17 protein-coding genes and 2 rRNA genes are annotated in these 22,318 nt (G+C 61.0%); 15 read left to right on the top strand and 4 right to left on the bottom strand.

Features of this window, described 5'->3' with window-relative positions:
* The 8 genes from F8N49_RS11115 to F8N49_RS11080 form a co-directional block, all read left to right on the top strand.
* A 23S ribosomal RNA gene (locus tag F8N49_RS11115) occupies window positions 1-107 on the top strand; the annotation flags it as partial.
* 156 nt (window positions 108-263) lie between these two features.
* Window positions 264-379: ribosomal RNA gene (gene rrf, locus F8N49_RS11110) — 5S ribosomal RNA — on the top strand.
* 153 nt (window positions 380-532) lie between these two features.
* Window positions 533-3,985, top strand: coding sequence for an exodeoxyribonuclease V subunit gamma (gene recC / locus F8N49_RS11105; protein ID WP_151551429.1), 3,453 nt, complete (start codon window positions 533-535; stop codon window positions 3,983-3,985).
* Window positions 3,982-7,668, top strand: a complete 3,687-nt coding sequence (gene recB, locus F8N49_RS11100) for an exodeoxyribonuclease V subunit beta (RefSeq protein ID WP_151551427.1) — start codon at window positions 3,982-3,984, stop codon at window positions 7,666-7,668. The genes recC and recB overlap by 4 nt, the downstream gene beginning before the upstream one ends.
* Window positions 7,665-9,773: an exodeoxyribonuclease V subunit alpha gene (gene recD / locus F8N49_RS11095; RefSeq protein ID WP_151551425.1), complete on the top strand. Its 2,109-nt coding sequence runs from the start codon at window positions 7,665-7,667 to the stop codon at window positions 9,771-9,773. The genes recB and recD overlap by 4 nt, the downstream gene beginning before the upstream one ends.
* Window positions 9,774-9,892: 119 nt before the next feature.
* Window positions 9,893-10,462: a YfiR family protein gene (locus F8N49_RS11090; RefSeq protein WP_024011482.1), complete on the top strand. Its 570-nt coding sequence runs from the start codon at window positions 9,893-9,895 to the stop codon at window positions 10,460-10,462.
* Complete coding sequence (locus F8N49_RS11085) at window positions 10,459-11,727, top strand: diguanylate cyclase domain-containing protein (protein ID WP_122750830.1); 1,269 nt, start codon at window positions 10,459-10,461, stop codon at window positions 11,725-11,727. The genes F8N49_RS11090 and F8N49_RS11085 overlap by 4 nt, the downstream gene beginning before the upstream one ends.
* On the top strand, window positions 11,727-12,227 hold the full coding sequence (locus F8N49_RS11080; protein WP_177180916.1) for an OmpA family protein: 501 nt from the start codon (window positions 11,727-11,729) through the stop codon (window positions 12,225-12,227). The genes F8N49_RS11085 and F8N49_RS11080 overlap by 1 nt, the downstream gene beginning before the upstream one ends.
* Here F8N49_RS11080 and F8N49_RS11075 read toward each other — a convergent pair.
* The gene (locus F8N49_RS11075) at window positions 12,224-13,171 is read right to left on the bottom strand and encodes a LysR family transcriptional regulator (RefSeq protein WP_071174329.1); all 948 of its coding nucleotides are present in this window, start codon (window positions 13,169-13,171) and stop codon (window positions 12,224-12,226) included. The two genes, F8N49_RS11080 and F8N49_RS11075, sit on opposite strands and share 4 nt — an antisense overlap.
* Before the next feature lie 149 nt (window positions 13,172-13,320).
* Here F8N49_RS11075 and F8N49_RS11070 point away from each other — a divergent pair, with 149 nt between their 5' ends.
* Window positions 13,321-14,847: a CoA-acylating methylmalonate-semialdehyde dehydrogenase gene (locus F8N49_RS11070; RefSeq protein ID WP_024011486.1), complete on the top strand. Its 1,527-nt coding sequence runs from the start codon at window positions 13,321-13,323 to the stop codon at window positions 14,845-14,847.
* 10 nt (window positions 14,848-14,857) lie between these two features.
* A complete protein-coding gene (gene mmsB / locus F8N49_RS11065) occupies window positions 14,858-15,745 on the top strand; it encodes a 3-hydroxyisobutyrate dehydrogenase (protein ID WP_071174331.1) in 888 nt (295 codons plus the stop codon).
* A gap of 201 nt (window positions 15,746-15,946) precedes the next feature.
* Here mmsB and F8N49_RS11060 read toward each other — a convergent pair whose 3' ends face one another.
* Together F8N49_RS11060 and F8N49_RS11055 are read right to left on the bottom strand one after the other, a co-directional pair.
* Window positions 15,947-16,297 (bottom strand): cupin domain-containing protein, encoded by a 351-nt coding sequence (locus tag F8N49_RS11060; RefSeq protein ID WP_016770579.1) that lies wholly within the window; start codon window positions 16,295-16,297, stop codon window positions 15,947-15,949.
* Between the two features lie 41 nt (window positions 16,298-16,338).
* Entirely contained in the window at window positions 16,339-17,277 is a 939-nt protein-coding gene (locus F8N49_RS11055; protein ID WP_151551423.1) for a LysR family transcriptional regulator, read from the bottom strand.
* Window positions 17,278-17,492: 215 nt separating this feature from the next.
* On the opposite strand from F8N49_RS11055, the gene F8N49_RS11050 reads away from it, so the two are divergent.
* A complete protein-coding gene (locus tag F8N49_RS11050; RefSeq protein WP_151551421.1) occupies window positions 17,493-18,257 on the top strand; it encodes a sulfite exporter TauE/SafE family protein in 765 nt (254 codons plus the stop codon).
* Here F8N49_RS11050 and F8N49_RS11045 read toward each other — a convergent pair.
* Window positions 18,247-18,561: a putative quinol monooxygenase gene (locus F8N49_RS11045; protein WP_151551419.1), complete on the bottom strand. Its 315-nt coding sequence runs from the start codon at window positions 18,559-18,561 to the stop codon at window positions 18,247-18,249. The two genes, F8N49_RS11050 and F8N49_RS11045, sit on opposite strands and share 11 nt — an antisense overlap.
* Window positions 18,562-18,743: 182 nt before the next feature.
* On the opposite strand from F8N49_RS11045, the gene F8N49_RS11040 reads away from it, so the two are divergent.
* The 4 genes from F8N49_RS11040 to F8N49_RS11025 form a co-directional block, all read left to right on the top strand.
* Window positions 18,744-19,334, top strand: a complete 591-nt coding sequence (locus F8N49_RS11040) for an NAD(P)H-dependent oxidoreductase (RefSeq protein WP_073473897.1) — start codon at window positions 18,744-18,746, stop codon at window positions 19,332-19,334.
* A gap of 108 nt (window positions 19,335-19,442) precedes the next feature.
* Window positions 19,443-20,354 carry a LysR family transcriptional regulator gene (locus tag F8N49_RS11035; RefSeq protein ID WP_151551417.1) on the top strand — a complete coding sequence of 304 codons (912 nt, stop codon included), beginning with the start codon at window positions 19,443-19,445 and terminating at the stop codon, window positions 20,352-20,354.
* A 103-nt stretch (window positions 20,355-20,457) separates the two neighbouring features.
* Window positions 20,458-21,351 carry an NAD-dependent epimerase/dehydratase family protein gene (locus F8N49_RS11030; protein WP_151551415.1) on the top strand — a complete coding sequence of 298 codons (894 nt, stop codon included), beginning with the start codon at window positions 20,458-20,460 and terminating at the stop codon, window positions 21,349-21,351.
* A gap of 365 nt (window positions 21,352-21,716) precedes the next feature.
* Window positions 21,717-22,318: SLC13 family permease (locus F8N49_RS11025; protein WP_218574844.1), on the top strand; the 602-nt coding region annotated here is incomplete at its 3' end.

Genomic DNA, 22,318 nt, shown 5'->3' with positions numbered 1-22,318 from the left:
TGAGTTCCCTGAAGGGCCGTCGAAGACTACGACGTTGATAGGTTGGGTGTGTAAGCGCTGTGAGGCGTTGAGCTAACCAATACTAATTGCCCGTGAGGCTTGACCATATAACACCCAAGCAATTTGCTGACCTGAAAAGGCACCAGATTGCGGTGTGTGAAGACGAAACGAACCGAAAGTTCGAAACGCACAAACACCGAAAGCTGTCACATACCCAATTTGCTGAAGCGAGGCCATCTGGTCACGAGTCAGTACCCGAATTTCTTGACGACCATAGAGCGTTGGAACCACCTGATCCCATCCCGAACTCAGTAGTGAAACGATGCATCGCCGATGGTAGTGTGGGGTTTCCCCATGTGAGAGTAGGTCATCGTCAAGATTAAATTCCGAAACCCCAATTGCGAAAGCAGTTGGGGTTTTGTTTTGCCTGCGAGAAAGTTCTTACAGCCTTCGCAGACCTCGTCCGGCTGTCACAGCCGGCCGACAATGCTAAGGTTCTGCCTCGGCTTTAGCGATTTTCCAAGGAATCCATATGTCGGACGCCCAGTCCCTCAACGCTGCATTCATGGTGGTTCAGAGTAACAGTCTCGATGAGCTGCGCAGCCTTGTGGTCAGCATCATGCGGCGCTATCCACTCGCACCCTTGGAGAACGAAATCGCTTTGGTACAAAGCAACGGCATCGCCCAATGGCTCAAACTGGCATTGGCCGAGGATCCCGAAGACGACGACCTTGGCGGTTGCGGAATCGCTGCGGCGATTGACGTTCAGCTACCCGGCAGTTTCATGTGGCAGCTCTATCGCATGGTATTGGGACGAGAAGAAATTCCGGCTAAATCCCTGCTCGACAAAGCCCCGCTGACCTGGCGCCTGATGCGCCTCTTGCCACAGGTAATCGATCGCCCCCATTTCGAGCCGCTGCAACGCTTCCTCACCCACGACAGCGATCTGCGTAAGCGCTACCAATTGTCAGAGCGCCTCGCGGACCTGTTCGACCAATATCAAGTTTATCGGGCCGACTGGCTGGAAGATTGGGCGGAAGGCCGCCACCAACTGCGCAATGTGCGAGGTGAAATCAAACCTCTGCCACCGACCAGTTGCTGGCAGGCCGAGTTGTGGCGAGCGCTGCTGGATGACGTCGGCGAACAAGGCATGGCGCAGAGTCGTGCCGGCGTCCATCAACGTTTCATGGAGCGCATCAACACTCTTGATGAGGCACCGGCTTCACTGCCACCGCGTGTGATCGTTTTTGGTATTTCTTCGCTACCCGCGCAGGTACTTGAAGCGCTCGCCGGTCTGGCGCGCTTCAGTCAGGTTCTGCTTTGCGTACACAACCCCTGTCGCCATCACTGGGCCGATATCGTTGCCGACAAGGATCTGCTGCGACATCAATACAAGCGCCAACAACGCAAAAGCGGGATGCCAGTTGTACTTGATGCCGAGACCCTGCATCAGCACGCACATCCGTTGCTGGCCGCTTGGGGCAAGCAAGGTCGCGACTATATCAACCTGCTCGACAGCTACGACGATCCCAACAGCTACCGCGCAGCCTTTCGTGACGGCCGCATCGACCTGTTCAGCGAAGCCCAGCCCCGCAACATGCTTAACCAGCTGCAGGATGACATTCTGGAGTTACGCCCCCTCAACGAGACACGCGAACTCTGGCCAGCGGTCGATGCAACCCAAGACCATTCAATACGTTTTCACATCGCCCACAGTGCCCAGCGCGAAGTCGAAATCCTGCACGATCAACTCCTGGCGCGTTTCAGCGCTGACCCGGCTCTACGCCCACGGGAAGTGATCGTGATGGTCCCGGATATCGACAGCTACGCCCCGCATATCCGCGCGGTTTTCGGTCAGCTCGATCGATTTGACCCGCGCTTCATTCCGTTCACTTTGGCGGACCAGGGCCAGCGAGGACGTGATCCATTACTGATCGCCGTCGAGCACCTGCTCAAGCTGCCGGACAGCCGTTTCCCGGTCAGCGAGATCCTCGACCTGCTCGATGTTCCAGCTCTGCGTACTCGCTTTGGCGTAGAGGAACGTGACCTGCCAACTCTGCACCGCTGGATCGAGGGCGCCGGCGTGCGTTGGGGCATGAGTGCCGAACAACGGGCCGGTCTCGGATTGCCTGAGGAACTGGAGCAGAACAGCTGGCATTTCGGCCTGCGCCGAATGCTGCTGGGCTACGCCGTCGGCAGTGCCGACGCATGTGCAGGTATCGAGCCTTACGACGAAATTGGTGGGCTGGATGCTGCCCTGATCGGGCCATTGGTTGCGCTGCTGGATGCCCTGGAAATCGCTCATCAGCAACTCACGCAACCGGCTCAACCGAAAGAGTGGGGGCTGCGTTTGCAAGCGCTGATGCAGGTGTTCTTTCAGGCGAGCAACGAGCACGACGACTACCTGCTGACCCAACTGGAAGAGCTTCGCGAGACCTGGCTGGAAACCTGCGAGGCGGTCGGGCTGACTGACGAACTGCCGCTGACTGTCGTGCGCGAAGCCTGGCTCGCCGGGCTGGATCAGGGCCGTTTGTCGCAACGATTCCTCGCCGGTGCGGTGAATTTCTGCACCTTGATGCCGATGCGTGCCATTCCTTTCAAGCTGGTATGTCTGCTGGGCATGAACGACGGCGATTATCCGCGCGCGCAGCCGCCGCTGGACTTCGATCTGATGGGCAGCGATTACCGACCTGGGGATCGCTCACGACGTGAAGACGATCGCTACCTGTTACTCGAAGCGCTGTTGTCCGCACGCTCTCAGCTCTATATCAGTTGGGTCGGTCGCAGCATCCGTGACAACAGCGAACGACCTGCCTCGGTGCTCATCGGCCAGTTGCGCGATCACCTCGCCAGCGGCTGGCGTTCAATCGACCCTACCCAGGATCTATTGGAAGCGCTGACCGAAGAACATCCCCTGCAACCTTTCAGTGCCCGCTATTTCCACGAAGGCGAGCAACTGTTCAGCTACGCCAGCGAGTGGCAGGTCTTGCATCAAGAGAAAACGCAGCAAAGTGAAGCACCGTTACTCGCGCCATATGTTCAAGAGGAACCGTTGACGCTGGCATTGCTGCAGGATTTTCTGCGTAATCCGGTTCGGCATTTTTTCACCCAGCGTCTCAAGGTGTATTTCGAGGCAGCACAAGCGCCGTTGGCCGATGAAGAACCTTTCGTGCTGGACGCGCTACAGCGCTACACGCTGAGCGACAGTTTGCTGGAAGCCGCACTCAGTCAGCCGGACGATGTCGATCAGGCACTGCACGCCCGGGCGCTGCGCCTGCAAAACAGTGGTTTGTTGCCGATGGCGGGTTTTGGTGAGTGTCTGCAGCGAGAGTTGATCGAACCGCTTCCGGATCTTCTGCAGCGTTATCAACAATTGCTGACGTTATGGCCGACGCCGTTGACCAGTGCGATCCCGGTCAGTCTCCACCTGCAAGGTTTGCGGCTGGAGGGCTGGCTCGCAAACCTGCATCAACGCGCCGATGGCGGTCTGCTGTCGGTCACGACCATTCCCAACAGCATCGGCTCGATCAAAACGCGCAAGTGGCATCGGCTGACCAAATCGTGGGTTACCCATCTGGTCGCCTGCGCCAGCGAGCACGCGTTGACCACGGCATTGGTCGCCAGTGATGACACATTGTTGCTGGAGCCAATGGAGCGAGACCGAGCGCTGCGTTTGCTCGGTGACCTGCTTCTTGCGTGGCAATCCGGCATGCGCCAACCCTTGCCGATTGCGATAAAAACCGCGTTCGCCTGGTTGTCTCAAACTGACCCGGTCAAAGCCGAAGCAGCTGCGCGAAAAGCCTATGACGGTGACGGCCAGACCAGCAACGGCGAGCGGCGTGAAAGCCCGGCACTGCTCCGGCAATATCCCGACTTCGATGCATTGTTGGCAGACGAAACCTTCACCGGCTGGTGCGACGCGTTGTACCGCCCATTATTCGAAGCGCCGTGGCGTTCCTTGTCCAGCGAAGGTGCGCGCACATGAGTACGAAAACACCGTTGGCTCTGGCCTTCCCGTTGCGCGGCAGTCAGTTGATCGAGGCAAGCGCCGGCACCGGCAAAACCTTTACGATCTCGGCACTTTATCTGCGGCTGATTCTCGGTCATGGCGGGGAGACAAGCGGTTTCGCACGCGAACTGCTGCCGCCGCAGATCCTCGTAGTGACGTTTACCGACGCTGCCACCAAAGAGCTGCGTGAACGCATTCGGACACGCTTGGCTGAGGCCGCGCGGTTCTTCCGCGACGAAATTGTTGCCCCGGACGGACTGATTGCCGAGCTGCGCGATCAGTTCGATCCGCAACAATGGCCAGGCTGTGCCAACCGCCTCGATATCGCCGCGCAGTGGATGGACGAAGCCGCCGTCTCGACCATTCACAGCTGGTGTCAGCGCATGCTGCGCGAGCATGCGTTCGACAGTGGCAGCCTGTTCACGCAGTCGCTGGAAACCGATCACAGCGATTTGCTCGGTGAGGTGCTGCGCGATTACTGGCGGCTCTTCTGCTACCCGATGCAGGGCGATGCGCTGAACTGGGTGCGCAGCAATTGGGGTGGCCCCGCAGCGTTGTTGCCTCGCGTACGTGGCTTGTTCGCCAGCGAGCGTGACACCGATGAAGGCAAGGTGCCTGCGGAGCTGATCGCCGAATGTTTGCTGGAGCGGCGAGCGGCGTTGGTCGAATTGAAAATGCCTTGGCGTGACTGGGCAGACGAGCTGCTCGCGCTCTGCCATGAAGGCGTCGCCAGCAAAACCGTCGATGGCCGCAAAATGCAGGCGCGTTATTTCGAGCCCTGGTTCGAGAAACTCAAGACCTGGGCCGAAGACGAGTCGCTTGAGCAACTGGACATTGGCACCGGCTTCACCCGTCTGACACCCGTAGGCATGGCCGAGGCCTGGAAAGGCCAGGCCCCGAGTCATCCGGGGCTGGACGCCATGTCCGCACTCAAATCGAGCCTCGACGCATTGCCGACGCCCGATGCCGCTGTTCTGCAACACGCTGCCAAGTGGGTCGGTGCACGCTTCGAAGAAGAGAAGCGTCGCCGCGCAGAAATGGGATTCGAGGACATGCTGTTGCGTCTGGATGCCGCGCTGCAATCGGAGGGCGGCGAGCGTCTGGCAACGCTGATCCGCGAGCAGTTCCCGGTCGCACTGATCGACGAATTCCAGGACACCGATCCGGTTCAGTACCGCATCTTCGAGAGCATTTACCGTATCGAGGACAATCACCCTGACACCGGCCTGTTCCTGATCGGCGACCCCAAGCAGGCGATCTATGCCTTCCGTGGTGCCGACATCTACACCTATCTTCGCGCACGTCAGGCCACTACCGGCCGTTTGCATACACTAGGCACCAACTTCCGCTCCAGCCACGGCATGGTGACAGCGGTCAATCACGTATTCGAACGCGCCGAGTCCCGAGAGCAGGGACGCGGCGCGTTTTTGTTTCGCGAAAGAAATGGCGAGAACCCGGTACCGTTCCTCCCGGTCGAGTCTCAGGGACGCAAGGAAACGCTGCGGATTGCCGGGCAAGACGTCGCGGCACTGAATGTCTGGCTATTGTCTGGCGATCAGCCGCTGTCCGGCGCGGTCTATCGCCAGCAAATGGCCGCCGCCTGCGCCAGTGAAATCACCGCACTGCTCAATGGCGGGCAAAACGGTAGCGCTGGTTTTGTTCAGGCAGATGGCTTCATAGGTCTGCGTCCTTCGGACATCGCGATCCTCGTCCGCGACGGTAAAGAAGCCCAGGCCGTACGCGCCGAACTCGCCGCCAGAGGGGTGCGCAGCGTTTATCTCTCGGACAAGGATTCCGTATTCGCCGCGCAAGAGGCGCACGACCTGCTGGCGTGGCTGAAGGCCTGCGCCGAACCCGATGTCGAGCGCTCGCTCAAGGCTGCGCTGGCCTGCACCACCCTGAACCTGCCGCTGATCGAGCTGGAGCGCCTGAACCAGGATGAAATGGTCTGGGAAGCCCGGGTCATGCAGTTCCGCGGCTATCGAGAGCTCTGGCGCAAGCAGGGTGTGTTGCCGATGTTGCGGCGCCTGCTTCACGACTTCCACCTGCCGCAAACCCTGATGCAGCGCAGTGACGGCGAGCGCGTACTGACCAACCTCTTGCATCTCTCGGAACTGATGCAGCAAGCCGCTGCTGAACTGGACGGCGAGCAAGCGCTGATCCGCCATCTGGCCGAGCTGCTGGCACTGTCCGGTCAGGCTGGTGAAGAGCAGATTTTGCGTCTGGAAAGCGACGAGCAACTGGTTAAAGTGGTGACCATCCACAAATCCAAGGGTCTGGAATATCCGCTGGTATTCCTGCCATTCATTTGCTCGGCGAAACCGGTGGATGGCAGCCGCTTGCCGCTGCATTACCACGACGCTGCGGGCAAAGCGCAGATCAGCCTCAAGCCGACTCCCGAGTTGATCGCTCTGGCTGACGATGAGCGTCTGGCCGAAGATCTGCGTCTTCTGTATGTCGCATTAACGCGCGCGCAGCATGCCTGCTGGCTGGGCGTCACCGATCTCAAGCGCGGCAATAACAACAGCTCGGTGTTGCACCTGTCGGCGCTGGGTTATTTGCTGGGGGGCGGTGCCGCTTTGGGCGAGTCCAGCGAATTGAATCGCTGGCTGCGGGATCTGCAGCAGGACTGCGCGGCGATTGGCATCGGCGAAATGCCTCAGCCCACTGATGAGCATTACCAGCCGCCGCGCAATGAAGCAGTGCTGCGAGCGACGCTACGGCCCAAGCGCAAAGCCAGTGAAAACTGGTGGATCGCTTCCTATAGCGCTTTGCGCATCAGCGACATAATGAGCATCGGCAGCGATGAAGCACCGGACAGTCCGCAGGCGCAAAAGCTCTTCGACGACGAGCGCCTCGATCCCGACGCATCCCGCGAAATCATCAGCGGTGGCGCCGATATCCACCGTTTTCCCCGTGGCCCCAATCCCGGCACCTTTCTGCATGGCTTGCTCGAATGGGCGGGCGCTGAAGGTTTTTCGGTTACCCGCGAAGCGCTGGAAGATGCGATTGCCCGGCGCTGCAACTTGCGCGGCTGGCAAGGCTGGATTACCACGCTGACTGACTGGCTGCAACACTTGCTCAAGTCGCCGTTGCCGATCGCTGGCGGGCAACCGCCGGTGGTTCTTGAGCAGTTGAAGCAATACCGCGTCGAGATGGAGTTCTGGTTCGCCAGCCACAAAGTCGACGTGCTCAAGCTCGACGAACAGGTGCGCCAGCACACCCACAATGGCGTCGCTCGTGTTGCGGCAGAACCGGTGCAACTCAACGGCATGTTCAAGGGCTTTATCGACCTGACCTTCGAGCACGCTGGCCGCTATTACGTTGCCGATTACAAATCCAACTGGCTCGGCGTGGATGATCAGGCATACACGGTGCAGGCAATGGAGCAGTCGATCCTCGACAACCGTTATGACCTGCAATACGTGCTGTATCTGCTGGCATTGCATCGCCAGTTGAAGGCACGGCTGGCGGATTACGATTACGACCGTCACATCGGCGGGGCGCTGTATCTGTTTCTGCGCGGTACGCGTGCCGAAAGTCGTGGCGTGTACTTCGTGCGTCCGCCACGGGAATTGATCGAACGCCTCGACCGTATGTTCCAGGGCAAACCCGAACCCAAGTCCGAGCCCGCCTGGGAACAGGGAGTCCTGCTATGAGCCGCACATTCGCCGATCTGCTGCCGACACCGCTGGAAGCGGACAGCCTGTCGAAACTCTCGCCGCTGACCCGCGCCGATGATTTGCTGTTGTTGCTGAGCCGTTGGGTCGAGCGCGGTTGGCTGCGCGCGCTGGACCGCGCCTTTGTCGCTTTCCTGCATGAACTCGAGCCCGAGACCGACCCGTTGGTGCTGCTGGCAGCGGCGTTGACCAGTCACCAGCTCGGCCATGGTCATGTGTGCCTGGATTTGTTCGAAACCCTCAAGGCGCCGGATTTTGCCCTGTCATTGCCGCCCGAAGGCGATGTGCAGGGCGGCGTGTTGTTGCTGCCTTCGCAATTGCTCGAAACGCTCGATGGAGCCCATTGGTGCAAAGTGCTGGCAAGCAGCTCGCTGGTCGCGCTGGCCGCTGATGCCAGTGACACAGCGCAGACACGCCCGTTGGTGCTGTCCTCGAAACGCCTGTACTTGCGCCGTTACTGGACCTACGAACGCCGCATCGATGCAGCGTTGCGCCAACGCTTGATGCAACAGGAGCCGACGCCGGATGATCTGCCGCAGCGTCTGAACGAATTGTTCGGCGGCGCGGAATCCGCAGCTGTCATCGATTGGCAAAAACTCGCCTGCGCCATTGCTACGCGCAGCGCCTTCAGCATCATCACTGGCGGCCCGGGCACCGGGAAAACCACTACGGTGGTGCGCTTGCTCGCATTGTTGCAGGCACCGGCCGTCGAGGCTGGCCATCCGCTGCGCATTCGTCTGGCCGCCCCGACCGGCAAGGCCGCTGCACGTTTGACCGAGTCGATCAGTCAGCAAGTGCAATCACTGCAAGTCGCCGAAGCGGTGCGCGCGGCGATCCCCAGCGATGTGACAACCGTGCACCGTCTGCTCGGCAGTCGACCGGGCACCCGGCATTTCCGTCACCATGCCGGCAACCGCCTGCCGCTGGATGTGCTGGTGGTCGACGAAGCTTCGATGATCGACTTGGAAATGATGGCCAACTTGCTCGACGCCATGCCGGCCCATGCGCGGTTGGTATTGCTGGGCGACAAGGATCAACTGGCCTCGGTCGAGGCCGGTGCGGTGCTGGGCGATCTGTGCCGTGACGCCGAGGGCGGTTGGTACAGCCCGCAGACGCGGCAATGGCTGGAGTCGGTCAGTGGCGAGTCGTTGCAGGGCAGCGGTTTGCATGAGGACCGCGACGGCACCCACCCGCTGGCGCAGCAAGTGGTGATGCTGCGGCACTCGCGCCGTTTCGGCGAGGGCAGTGGCATCGGTCAGCTCGCGCGCCGGGTCAATCAGCAATTGGCCGATGAGGCACGACAGTTGCTCGCCGCTGGCGGCTACGACGACGTGTATTCGCTGCCGCTCAAAGGCGAGCACGATCACAAGCTCGAACGCCTCTTGCTCGAAGGTCACGGCAACGGCCCGCAAGGTTATCGCCATTACCTAAGCGTACTGCGCGATCAGCGTCCACCGTCAACGCGGCCACTTGAGCATGCGGACTGGATAGATTGGGCGCGCGAAGTCTTGCAGGCGTTCGACACATTCCAGTTGCTGTGCGCCGTGCGCAAAGGGCCATGGGGCGTTGAAGGTCTGAACCAGCGCATCACCGCTGCATTGCTCAAGGCGCGTCTGATCGAGAGCGATCAGCAGTGGTATGAAGGTCGGCCGGTGCTGATGACACGCAACGACTATGGTCTGGGCCTGATGAACGGCGACATCGGCATCGCCCTGAAACTGCCCGAGCGTGAAGGCGCAGAGATCGGCAAAACCGTTCTGCGCGTGGCCTTCCCGCGTAACGATGGTCAGGGCGGCGTGCGCTTCGTGTTGCCGAGTCGGCTCAATGATGTTGAAACCGTGTACGCCATGACGGTGCACAAGTCCCAGGGCTCGGAGTTCGCCCATACGGCGCTGATCCTGCCGGATGCGTTGAACCCCGTGCTGACCAAAGAACTGATCTACACCGGAATTACTCGCGCCCGGCACTGGTTCACCTTGATCGAGCCACGTGCCGGCGTGTTTGAGGAAGCGGTGCAGCGCAAGGTCAAGCGCCTGAGCGGGCTGATGCTGGAACTGGAGGAGGGCACCGAGTCTCAGGGATGAAGTGCTGAATGACCGACAACGAATACTGACCAACCGGTCAGAGGCAGGCGCCTCGCTGGTGTTCTGGCGCTGTGCTATCGTTGCGGCATCATTTCGTTACGCTCCAAGAGAATCCCTCCATGAAGGTGGCCGTCTGGGCGACACAGCGTGTGGTGGCCTGCCAGCACGCATTGCTGATCGTTTTGCTCTGGTTGTTCACGGGCAGCGCCATCGCCCAAGCGCAAACCGGGCCGGCCGAGCAACGGGCCAAAGCGGTCACGCAAGTGGTGCTTGGCATCCTCAGCTATGCACGCTGGCCGGTGGAACCGGCGCAATTGCGCCTGTGCATCGTCGGCCCCACCGAATACACCGATGACCTGGTCAAAGGCACCACCCAAGCCACGGGCCGGCCGGTGGCTGTGCGGCGTCTGCTGGCGGACAACCCGGGCATCGTCAGCGAATGCGATGCGGTGTACATCGGCAAGCTCACCGCCGATGAACGCAGTCGCCTGTTTGCATCGTTGATCGGGCATCCGGTGCTGAGCATCAGCGAAGCGGACGATCAATGCACCGTCGGCAGTCTGTTCTGCCTGCGCGTTGGCGATGAACAAGTGTCGTTCGAGGTCAATCTCGACTCCGTGGCTCGCAGTGGTGTGCGCATACACCCCAGCGTGTTGCAGTTGTCCCGTCGCAAAGCGGCGGCGCCATGAAGCTGTTCAGTTGGAAGGCTCGTCCCACGCTGGGCTCGGTCATCGGCCGTGGGCATTTGATCGTCGCGCTGGTGGCGGTGGCGATGGCCAGTGTTTCGCTGACCTTGCTGGGCGTGCTGGCGCTGCGGGTGTATGCCGACCACAACCTGCACTTGATCGCCCGGTCGATCAGCTACACCGTCGAAGCGGCCGTCGTGTTCAATGACAAAGCGGCGGCAACCGAAGCGCTGGCGATCATCGCTTCCACCGAGGAAGTGGCAGATGCCCGAGTGCTCGACGCGCAAGGCCAATTGATCGCGCAATGGCAGCGCGCTGAAACCGGCTTGTTCTCCGAGCTGGAAATGCAGATCACCCGCGCCATTCTGGAAAAACCGGTCAGCCTGCCGATTGAGCATCAGGACCGCGAAATCGGTCGCGTCCTGCTCATCGGTCACGGCGGCAGCCTGATGCGCTTCCTGCTCAGCGGCCTGGCCGGGATTGTGCTGTGCACCGCGATCAGCGCCTGGGTCGCGCTCTATCTGGCGCGGCGGCAGCTGCGCGCAATCATTGGCCCATTGCACAGCCTCGCCGCCGTCGCCCACGCCGCCCGTAGCGAGCGGGCGCTGGACCGGCGCGTACCGCCGGCGCAGATCGCTGAGCTGGATAATCTGGGCAACGACTTCAATGCCTTGCTCGGCGAACTCGAGTCGTGGCAAACCCATCTGCAAAACGAAAACGAAACCCTCGCCCATCAAGCGACCCACGACAGCCTCACCGGTTTGCCCAACCGTGCGTTTTTCGAAGGCCGCTTGATCCGCGCCTTGCGCAACGGCAAAAAACACGATGAGCGGGTCGCCGTGCTGTTTCTCGACAGCGACCGCTTCAAAGGCATCAACGATAACTTCGGCCACGCCTCGGGCGACGCCGTGCTGGTGGCGATCGCCAATCGCGTGCGAGCGCAATTGCGCGAGGATGATCTGGTCGCTCGGCTGGGCGGCGACGAGTTCGCCGTGCTGCTCGCGCCGCTGCACACGGTCGAAGACGCTGAGCACATCGCTGACAAGATTCTCGCCAGCATGGACATGCCGATCACCCTGCCCGGCGACAGCAGTGTAGTGACCTCGCTCAGTATCGGTATCGCCGTCTATCCCGATCATGGCGCCACGCCTGGCGCCTTGCTCAACGCAGCCGACGCGGCGATGTATCAGGCCAAGCGCCTGTCGCGTGGCGCGCAATTCACCGCCGGGTCGGAGCGCCCGGTCGATTCCGTTCACACCAGGAGCTGATGCCCGTGTTCACACTTCCCTTTCGACTGTTTTCCGCATTGCTGCTGATCACCGCGCTGACCCTGAGCGGTTGCCAGACCGCCCCGCAGAAAGGCCTGACACCGGCGCAGGTCGCCGTGCTCAAACAGCAGGGTTTCGAGTTGACCGATGACGGCTGGGAGTTCGGCCTGTCGGGCAAAGTGCTTTTTGGCAGCGATGTCGAAAGCCTGAACGCAGCCAGCACGGAAATCGTCGAACGCATCGGCAAGGCGTTGCTCGGCGTGGGAATCGAGCGGGTGCGCGTCGATGGCCACACCGATGCGTCCGGCAAGGAAACCTACAATCAGCAACTGTCGCTGCGCCGGGCCAGGAGCGTTGCCAACGTCCTCGGCACGGTCGGTATGAAGCCGGAAAACATCCAGCTGCAAGGCCTGGGCAGCAGCGAACCGGTGGCTTCCAACGACACCGCAGCGGGGCGCACGGAAAATCGCCGGGTGTCGATTGTGGTCAGCGCCGATTAATCGGCAAAGCGCATCTCCCGCGTTTCACCCATCAACAACGCCTGATTGCGCTCAGTCACCTCACGAATGTAATCCCACAACAAGGTAATCCGCTTCAACTTGCGCAGATCCTCCCGGCAGTACATCCAGAACTGCCGGGTGATGTCGATTTCTTCCGGCAACACCGGCAGCAATCGTGGATCCTGCGCGGCGAGGAAGCACGGCAGGATCGCCAGCGAGCGCCCCTGCTGTGCGGCGACGTATTGCGCGATCACGCTGGTGCTGCGCAGGTTTGCGCTGGCGCCGGGTAGCACGTTGGCCAGGTAGAGCAGCTCTGAGCTGAACGCCAGGTCATCCACATAACTGATGAATTGATGCTTGCTCAAGTCGGCCGGGTGGCGGATGGGAGGGTGTTTGTCCAGATAGTCCTGGGTTGCGTACAGCTGCAAGCGGTAGTCGCAAAGTTTGCAGCAGACGTACGGCCCGTGCTCCGGCCGCTCGAGGGCAATGACGATGTCGGCCTCGCGCTTGGACAGGCTGATGAAGTGCGGCAGCGGCAGGATGTCCACCGAGATCGCCGAGTAGGCGTCGACGAAATGGCTCAGTTGCGGGGTGATGAAAAAACTGCCGAAGCCTTCGGTGCAGCCCATGCGCACATGGCCGGACAGGGCCACGCCCGAGCCGGAAACCTGCTCGCAGGCCATGTGCAACGTGCTTTCGATCGACTCGGCATAACCGAGCAAGCGCTGGCCTTCGGTGGTCAGGACGAAGCCGCTGGTGCGGGATTTTTCGAACAGCAATGTACCCAGCGCCGCTTCCAGCGAGCTGATCCGTCGCGACACCGTGGTGTAGTCGACAGCCAGGCGTTTGGCGGCGGTGCTGGCCTTGCGGGTGCGGGCGACTTCGAGGAAAAACTTCAGGTCGTCCCAGTTCAGCGAGCCTAGCGAGGTGATGTTTTTTTGCATGATGGTCGGGCTTATATGTGCGTTCTTATTAGAAGTTTGCACATCTATACTCCAAAAACAGTCCGACAACCAATTCGTGACACACGCCTCATCTCAAGGCGAACCTTTCGCCTTGGCTCCTACGATAAAAACAAGTTCTGGAGACCAGCATGAACGCATCGCTTACGCCCAATGACACCACGCTGCAAAAGGTCAAACTGCTGATCGACGGCGAATGGGTCGAGTCGCAGACCACCGAGTGGCACGACATCGTCAACCCGGCCACCCAGCAAGTGCTGGCCAAGGTTCCGTTCGCCACCGCCGCTGAGGTCGATGCCGCTGTCAGCGCCGCCCAGCGTGCCTTCCAGACCTGGAAACTGACCCCGATCGGCGCGCGGATGCGCATCATGCTCAAGCTGCAAGCGCTGATCCGCGAGCACTCCAAGCGCATCGCCGTGGTCCTCAGCGCCGAGCAGGGCAAGACCATTGCTGATGCCGAAGGCGATATTTTCCGTGGCCTGGAAGTGGTCGAGCACGCGTGCTCGATCGGCACCCTGCAAATGGGTGAATTCGCCGAGAACGTCGCTGGCGGCGTCGACACTTACACCCTGCGCCAGCCGATCGGCGTCTGCGCCGGCATCACGCCGTTCAACTTCCCGGCGATGATTCCGCTGTGGATGTTCCCGATGGCGATCGCCTGCGGCAACACCTTCGTGCTCAAGCCGTCGGAACAGGATCCGCTGTCGACCATGCTGCTGGTGGAACTGGCCATTGAGGCTGGCGTCCCGGCGGGCGTGCTCAACGTGGTTCACGGCGGCAAGGATGTGGTCGATGGCCTGTGCACGCACAAGGACATCAAAGCCGTGTCGTTCGTCGGTTCGACCGCTGTCGGCACCCACGTGTATGACCTGGCCGGCAAACACGGCAAACGCGTGCAGTCGATGATGGGCGCAAAAAACCACGCTGTGGTGCTGCCGGATGCCAATCGCGAGCAAGCGCTGAATGCCTTGGTCGGCGCCGGTTTCGGTGCCGCCGGGCAACGTTGCATGGCGACGTCGGTGGTGGTGCTGGTCGGTGCCGCAAAACAGTGGCTGCCAGACCTGAAAGCGCTGGCGCAGAAACTCAAGGTCAACGCCGGCAGCGAGCCGGGCACCGATGTCGGCCCGGTGATTTCGAAAAAGGCCAAGGCGCGGATCCTTGAACTGATCGAAAGCGGCATCAAAGAAGGCGCCAAGCTTGAGCTCGATGGTCGCGACATCAGCGTGCCGGGTTATGAACAAGGCAATTTTGTCGGCCCGACCCTGTTCTCCGGGGTGACCACCGACATGCAGATCTACACCCAGGAAATCTTCGGCCCGGTGCTGGTGGTGCTGGAAGTCGACACCCTCGATCAGGCGATCGCGCTGGTCAACGCCAACCCGTTCGGTAACGGCACAGGGCTGTTCACCCAGAGCGGTGCGGCGGCGCGCAAGTTCCAGACTGAAATCGACGTCGGTCAGGTCGGCATCAACATCCCGATTCCGGTACCGGTACCGTTCTTCAGCTTCACCGGTTCGCGCGGTTCGAAACTCGGCGACCTCGGCCCGTACGGCAAGCAAGTGGTGCAGTTCTACACGCAGACCAAAACGGTCACGGCGCGCTGGTTCGACGACGACAGCGTCAACGACGGCGTGAACACCACCATCAACCTGCGCTGAGGATTCGATCATGAAAATCGCATTTATCGGGCTGGGCAACATGGGCGCGCCGATGGCGCGCAACCTGATCAAGGCCGGCCACTCGCTGAATCTGGTCGACCTGAACAAAACCGTGCTGGCGGAACTCGAGCAACTGGGTGGCACCATCCGCGCTTCAGCCCGCGAGGCGGCGGAAGATGCCGAACTGGTGATCACCATGCTCCCGGCGGCTGTGCACGTGCGCAGCGTCTGGCTGGGTGAGGAGGGCGTGCTCGCCGGCATTCGCCAAGGCATGCCGGCGGTGGATTGCAGCACCATCGATCCGCAGACCGCCCGCGACGTCGCAGCGGCCGCCGCCAAACACGGCGTGGCCATGGCCGATGCGCCGGTCTCCGGCGGCACTGGCGGTGCGACGGCCGGGACCCTGACCTTCATGGTCGGCGCTACCCCGGAACTGTTCGCCACCCTGCAACCGGTGCTGGCGCAGATGGGCCGCAACATCGTGCATTGCGGTGAAGTCGGCACCGGCCAGATCGCCAAGATCTGCAACAACCTGCTGCTGGCGATTTCGATGGTCGGCGTCAGTGAAGCGATGGCGTTGGGCGATGCGCTGGGGATCGACACCGGCGTGCTGGCCGGAATCATCAACAGTTCGACCGGCCGCTGCTGGAGTTCGGAGATGTACAACCCGTGGCCGGGCATCGTCGAAACGGCGCCGGCCTCGCGCGGTTATACCGGTGGTTTCGGCGCGGAGCTGATGCTCAAGGATCTTGGGCTGGCGACGGAAGCGGCGCGGCAGGCGCATCAACCGGTGGTGCTCGGCGCGGTGGCGCAGCAGTTGTATCAGGCGATGAGCCAGCGCGGTGACGGCGGGAAGGATTTCTCGGCGATCATCAACAGCTATCGCAAGCCGCAGTAATCGCGGTCAGACCTTTGTGGTGAGGGGATTTATCCCCGTTGGGTTGCGCAGCAGCCCCCTGGATTGTGTCAGGTAAACCGAGTGCTCAGGGTTTGCGACTGGTCCGCAGTCGAGCGGGGATAAATCCCCTCGCCACAGGTTTTAGCAACGCCGGGACATTTGCCGGGAAATCACGTCGGGTGATTTCCCGGCTTTTTTGCATCAGGCGAAGACGAAATATTTGCGCACGGTCTCGACAACTTCCCACGTGCCTTTCATGCCCGGCTCAACGACGAAGATATCGCCGGCGCGCAGGTGGATCGGCGCCATGCCGTCCGGGGTGATCACGCAGTAGCCTTCCTGGAAATGGCAGTACTCCCACTTCACATAATCGACGCGCCACTTGCCCGGTGTGCAGATCCAGGTGCCCATGATCTTGCTGCCGTCTTCGCTGGTGTAGGCGTTGAGGTTGACGGTGTGCGGGTCGCCTTCGAGTTTTTCCCACTTGCAGGCGTCGAGTACCGGCAGCGGGTGAGTGTCGCGCAGAACGGTGATAGGGGCGGTCGCGGTCATGGGGACTCCGGGCAAGTGGACTTGAGAATTGAAGTCGCACCCTATAGCGCCCGGTTTTCGCTCAGTTGTCTGGGGTCGACATCGGAGTGCTCAGAAACGCGCGCAGTGCTGAGCGCTTGTAACAATGCGTTGGCATAACCCGGCAGCGCGGCGAAGTCTCTCGCGCAGAGCATCAACGTGCGGCGCGCCCATGGCTCATTCAGAGTCACGCACTTGAACTGCTCGAGCATCGCGCGTTGGACAGCGGCCAACGGCACGATGGCCAGGCCGGCGCCATGGGCGACCATGCGCATTGCGCCATCAAAGCCATCGGCGCGAATGCGCACCTGCATTCGTGCGCCGCTGTGCAGCGCCTGTTCTTCCAGATAGATCGCTAGTGCGCTGTCGGCGCTGAGTCCGACAAAGTCGTGCTGCAACGCGTCGCTGAAACTGACCTCGGCGGCGTCGGACAACGGGTGATCGAGCGGCAGAATCAGCACCAGTGGATCGTCGCGAAACGCTTGAGTCTGTAAGCCGTTGGTGTCAACCGCGTCGGAGACGATGCCCAAGTCCGCTGCGCCTTCGCGCAAGGTATGGATGATCCGCGCGCTGGGTAGCTCCTGTAGATCGATATCGAGGTTGGGATGGCTGCGCAGGAAATCCGCGAGCACTTCCGGCAGGTACTCGGTGATCGCCGTGGTGTTGCACAACAGCCGCACCTGGCCTTTGACGCCTTGCGCATAATCGGCAAGGTCCTGCTGCATGCGTTCGGCCTGTTGCAAAAGGATGCGCGCATGGCGGGCGAGGGCTTTGCCGGCAGGCGTCGGGGTGACGCCACGCCGGCCACGTTCGAGGAATTCAGCGCCCAGCGAGGCTTCCATTGCGCGGATTCGGGCACTGGCGGCGGCGAGGGACAAGTGGCTGCGGGCGGCGCCGGCGGTGATGTTGCCGGTGTCGAGAATGTGCAGGTAGAGGCGCAGGTCGGTGAGGTCGAAGTGCATGGGTTTGCCTGTGGTTTTGCGGTGGCTGGGCTGGCCCTTTCGCGAGCAGGCTCGCTTCCACAGGGACTCATTTACAGCGCAGATCCCGTGTGGGAGCGAGCCTGCTCGCGAAGAGGCCAGATGCCTCAACGCCGATGTCAGCCTCTTGCAAAGGAAGAGGCTGCCTCAGTATATGGCAGATTTTCCCCCAGCCCGGATCAGTGCACATTACCCCAATGCACACACTAACCGACTTCTACCAAACCCTCGGCCTGACCCTGTCCCTGCTGGTCATCGCCACCTTCTTGCTCGCCGGCACGGTCAAAGGCGTGATTGGCCTCGGCCTGCCCACCGTCGCCATGGGCCTGCTCGGTCTGGCTATGGCGCCGGCGCAGGCAGCCGCGCTGTTGATCATTCCGGCGACCCTCACCAATTTCTGGCAATTGGCCTTCGGTGGCCACCTGAAAAGCTTGATCAAACGTCTCTGGCCCATGCTGCTGATGATCTTCCTTGGCACCGGCATCGGCACCCTCTGGATCGGCCTGTCCGGCGGCCATTGGGTGGTGCGTGGACTTGGCGCGGCGCTGTTGCTGTATGCATTGAGCGGACTGTTTCTGCCGACTTTGCACGTCAACCCGCGTCATGAGCGCTGGCTCGGCCCGCTGTGTGGTCTGATCACCGGCGTCATCACCTCTGCCACCGGCGTCTTCGTGATTCCGGCGGTGCCGTACCTGCAAGCGCTGGGGCTGAGCCGCGATGAGCTGGTGCAGGCGCTCGGTCTGTCCTTCACCGTCTCGACCCTGGCGCTGGCCGCGGGGCTGCTCTGGCACGGCGCACTCGGCGGTGGCGAATTGAGCGCCTCGCTGCTGGCGCTGATCCCGGCCATGCTCGGCATGTGGCTTGGCCAATGGTTGCGTCAGCGCATCAGTGCGATGCTGTTCAAGCGCGTGTTCTTTATCGGACTGGGCGCGCTCGGCGCCCATTTGCTTATCAGCGGCTAGCCGACGATTCGCTGAGCATGTCGATCGGGCGGATATCGAAATCGCGCTCCAGATAGTCCATGCGCCTGGCGAAAAACGCTTTCATGTGCGGCAATGCCGAGTGCTCATCCAGATGCGCCTGGCTGGCCCAGATCTCGTAGAAGATAAACAGCGTCGGATCCTGCTGGTCGCGCAGCATGTGGTACTCGATGCAGCCCGGTTCGGCGCGGCTTGGCTCCACGTAAGCACGGAACAGCGCTTCGAATTCGGCGGCTTTTTCCGGGCGGGTCTTGGCGAGCAGGATAAAACCCTGGCGTTCACTCATCACAACTTCCTTGAATGCAGAAAGCGCTGAATGCTACGGCAACAATTGGCGATCGATTCGTGCGTTTTGATCAAATGTATTTTGCGTCGATGTGGCTGTTTCCGCGCGAGATCGATGGTTAATCTGCGGCCATTCCAATTCTTGATTCAATCCAGCCTCAAAGGCTGCGCCGAGGTTTTCCGATGAAGAAAGTGCTGTTGCTCAATGGCGGTAAAAAATTCGCCCATTCCGATGGCCGCTACAACGCCACCTTGCACGAGACCGCGCTGAGCGTGCTCGATCGCGGCGGTGTCGACGTCAAGACCACCTTCATTGATGAGGGCTACGACGTTGCCGAAGAAGTGGCCAAGTTCCTCTGGGCCGACGTGATCATTTATCAGATGCCGGGCTGGTGGATGGGCGCGCCGTGGACGGTGAAAAAGTACCTCGACGAAGTCTTCACCGAAGGCCACGGCAGTCTCTACGCTAGCGACGGTCGCACACGTTCCGATGCTTCGCAGAAGTACGGCAGTGGCGGTCTGATTCAGGGCAAGCAATACATGCTGTCGCTGACCTGGAACGCGCCGCAGCAAGCCTTCGATGACCCGACGGATTTCTTCGAAGCCAAAGGCGTGGACGCCGTGTACTTCCCGTTCCACAAGGCCAACGAGTTTCTGGGCATGACCGCGCTGCCGACCTTCCTCTGCGTCGACGTAATGAAGCGTCCGAATATCGAGAATGATGTGGTGCGCTATGAGCAGCATCTGACTGAGGTGTTTGGCCTCAAGGCTTGATGGGTTTCGGGCTACTATCCGGATACAGCAAAAGATCGCGGCCTTTGGCAGCTCCTGCAGGGGGCATGGCGATTGGTTGCGATCTTGGCGATTCCAAAGAGGACACCCGTGAAAGCCAGATCCGATGAGTTGCAGATTTTCGTCTGCGTGATCGAGTGCGGTTCGATTTCCGCCGCCGCCGAGCAGGTCGGGCAGACGCCGTCGGCCGTCAGTCGCACGCTGTCGAAGCTCGAAGCCAAGCTCGACACCACGCTGATCAACCGCACCACGCGACGCATGGACCTGACCGAGGAGGGCAAGTATTTCTTCGAACAGGCCAAGCTGATTCTCGATCAGATGGATCAACTCGAAGAGCGTCTGTCTTCGCGCCAGCAAACCCCGTCCGGACGCCTGCGCATCAACGCCGCCTCGCCGTTCATGCTCCACGCCATCGTCCCCTACATCGACGAATTCCGGCAGCTGTATCCGGACATTCAGCTCGAACTCAACAGCAATGACTTGATCATTGACCTGCTGGAACAAAGCACCGACGTCGCCATCCGCATCGGCACCCTCGCCGATTCGACGCTGCATGCGCGTTCGCTCGGTTGCAGTCCGTTGATGATTGTTGCCAGCCCCGCCTATTTGAAAAAGTACGGCGCGCCCCGGCAGGTCGCGGATTTGAGCGAACATACGCTGCTCGGCTTCACCCAGAACGAAGGCCTCAACCAATGGCCGCTGCGCTATGTGCATGGCGACCGCTGGCCGATCAGCCCGGAAATCAGCGCTTCCAGTGGTGAGACCGTGCGCCATTTGGCGCTGGAGGGGCAGGGCATCGCCTGCCTGTCGCACTTCATGACCATCGACGACATCCGCGCCGGACGCCTGAAAGTCCTGCTCGGCGAATTCAACAGCGGCTACCGCCAGCCGATCAACGCCGTGTACTACCGCAACTCGCAACTGGCGTTGCGCATCCAGTGCTTCCTCGACTTTATCCAGGGCAAACTCGCCGCCTACGCCAGCGCCGAATTCAAAGGCTGATTCGTGATCCCTGCGCAAGAGTGAATTGGCCGAGGGCGGGTTTTTCGCCGGGTTTCATCGGCCGATACTCGCTGCATCACTTATTCACGCAGGGAGTTACTCCATGAACGTATTCGTTACCGGCGCGGCCGGATTTATCGGTGGGTCCATCGCAACCGGTCTGGTGCAGGCCGGGCACACAGTTACCGGTCTGGTGCGCAGCGCCGAGCAGGCTGATGAGCTGAAAGCATTGGGCATGAACGCGGTAATCGGCACCCTCGATGACAGCCAATTGCTGGCGCAACAGGCCCGTGCTGCCGATGCCGTCATCAACGCTGCCAGCAGCGATCATCGCGGCGCAGTGGAAGCGTTGCTCGGTGCTTTGCGTGGCTCGAATAAAGTCTTTCTGCACACCAGCGGTTCGAGCATCGTTGGCGATGCCTCCGGCGGCAAATCCAGCGACGACATTTACTACGAAGACCACCTGCCGGAACCGACTGTCGATAAGGCCGATCGCGTATCCATCGACAACCTGGTGCTCGCTGCGTCGAAGGATGGCGTGAACTCGGCGGTGATCTGCAACACCCTGATCTACGGCCACAGCCTGGGCGTCAACCGCGACAGCGTGCAATTGCCGCGACTGCTGAAACAGGCGCGCAAAAACGGCGTCGTTCGCCACGTTGGAACAGGGCAGAACATCTGGTCCAACGTGCACATCGAAGACGTCGTCGCCCTGTATCAGCTGGCGCTGACCAAAAACGTGCCCGGCACTTTCTACTTCGTCGAGAGCGGTGAAGCCTCGTTCATCGACATGACCACCGCCATGGCCGAAGCCCTCAATCTAGGCGAACCGCAAGACTGGCCATTGCAAGACGCCGAAGCCGAATGGGGCTATGAAATGGCCAACTACGGCCTCGGTTCCAACAGCCGCGTACGCGGCAAACACGCCCGCGACCTGCTGGGCTGGACGCCGAAGCGCACCTCGGTGGTGGAATGGATTCGTAACGAAATGGTGTGAGTTCAGCGCGCACCGAGTGAAGCCATTCGCGAGCAGGCTCACTCCCACAGGTGACCGCGTTCTGCCTGGAAAAATGTAATTCCTGTGGGAGCTGGCTTGCCAGCGATAGCGGTGGATCAGTCGCCACCCATGTTGAACGTGGCGCCGTCATCGCTGGCAAACCAGCTCCCACAGGGACTTTGTGGTGGCCAGAAAGTCATGAAAATCCCGCCCTCCGATTTTCATTAAACACGACACCCCATACCCACCAGCGACATCTCTTGTCTCTCCACGAAAATTACTTTCATGTGGTTTGAAATCTCGATCTCGAAATGATTTATGAGTTTCACAACCCATTCGAACGTGACCCTTTCGAGGAGTACCGCATGACGCCTTCCCTCGGCTATTGGCTGCTGGTCTACGCCGCCGTGGCCATCATTGCGCTGATCGTATTGATCGCCCGTTACCGGCTCAATCCGTTCATTGTCATCACCCTGATTTCCCTGGGCCTGGCGTTGGTTGCCGGGATGCCGCCGTCGGCGGTGGTCGGTGCGTATGAGGCCGGCGTCGGCAAGACGCTGGGGCATATTGCGCTGGTGGTGGCGTTGGGAACGATGCTCGGCAAGATGATGGCCGAGTCCGGCGGCGCCGAGCAGATGGCGCGCACGCTGATCGAGCGATTCGGCGAGAAGAACGCGCATTGGGCGATGGTCTGCATCGCGTTTCTGGTCGGCTTGCCGCTGTTCTTTGAAGTCGGTTTCGTCTTGCTGGTGCCAATCGCTTTCACCGTGGCACGCCGCGTCGGCGTGTCGATTCTGATGGTCGGGCTGCCGATGGTGGCCGGCCTCTCGGTGGTGCATGCGCTGGTGCCGCCGCACCCGGCGGCGATGCTCGCGGTGCAGGCCTATCAGGCCTCGGTCGGGCAGACCTTGCTGTACGCGATCGCCATCGGCATTCCGACCGCAATCATCGCCGGGCCGCTGTACGC

Origin of the sequence: Pseudomonas sp. GXM4, from assembly GCF_008923895.1 — a bacterium.
GTDB lineage: Bacteria > Pseudomonadota > Gammaproteobacteria > Pseudomonadales > Pseudomonadaceae > Aquipseudomonas > Aquipseudomonas atacamensis.
This window is presented reverse-complemented; position numbering and strand designations above follow the sequence as displayed.

Excerpts from the sequence above, each read along its gene's own strand:
- recC (WP_151551429.1), top strand. The coding sequence starts at position 533 with ATGTCGGACGCCCAGTCCCTCAACGCTGCATTCATGGTGGTTCAGAGT.
- recB (WP_151551427.1), top strand. The coding sequence starts at position 3,982 with ATGAGTACGAAAACACCGTTGGCTCTGGCCTTCCCGTTGCGCGGCAGT.
- recD (WP_151551425.1), top strand. The coding sequence starts at position 7,665 with ATGAGCCGCACATTCGCCGATCTGCTGCCGACACCGCTGGAAGCGGAC.
- F8N49_RS11090 (WP_024011482.1), top strand. The coding sequence starts at position 9,893 with ATGAAGGTGGCCGTCTGGGCGACACAGCGTGTGGTGGCCTGCCAGCAC.
- F8N49_RS11085 (WP_122750830.1), top strand. The coding sequence starts at position 10,459 with ATGAAGCTGTTCAGTTGGAAGGCTCGTCCCACGCTGGGCTCGGTCATC.
- F8N49_RS11080 (WP_177180916.1), top strand. The coding sequence starts at position 11,727 with ATGCCCGTGTTCACACTTCCCTTTCGACTGTTTTCCGCATTGCTGCTG.
- F8N49_RS11075 (WP_071174329.1), bottom strand. The coding sequence starts at position 13,171 with ATGCAAAAAAACATCACCTCGCTAGGCTCGCTGAACTGGGACGACCTG.
- F8N49_RS11070 (WP_024011486.1), top strand. The coding sequence starts at position 13,321 with ATGAACGCATCGCTTACGCCCAATGACACCACGCTGCAAAAGGTCAAA.
- mmsB (WP_071174331.1), top strand. The coding sequence starts at position 14,858 with ATGAAAATCGCATTTATCGGGCTGGGCAACATGGGCGCGCCGATGGCG.
- F8N49_RS11060 (WP_016770579.1), bottom strand. The coding sequence starts at position 16,297 with ATGACCGCGACCGCCCCTATCACCGTTCTGCGCGACACTCACCCGCTG.
- F8N49_RS11055 (WP_151551423.1), bottom strand. The coding sequence starts at position 17,277 with ATGCACTTCGACCTCACCGACCTGCGCCTCTACCTGCACATTCTCGAC.
- F8N49_RS11050 (WP_151551421.1), top strand. The coding sequence starts at position 17,493 with ATGCACACACTAACCGACTTCTACCAAACCCTCGGCCTGACCCTGTCC.
- F8N49_RS11045 (WP_151551419.1), bottom strand. The coding sequence starts at position 18,561 with ATGAGTGAACGCCAGGGTTTTATCCTGCTCGCCAAGACCCGCCCGGAA.
- F8N49_RS11040 (WP_073473897.1), top strand. The coding sequence starts at position 18,744 with ATGAAGAAAGTGCTGTTGCTCAATGGCGGTAAAAAATTCGCCCATTCC.
- F8N49_RS11030 (WP_151551415.1), top strand. The coding sequence starts at position 20,458 with ATGAACGTATTCGTTACCGGCGCGGCCGGATTTATCGGTGGGTCCATC.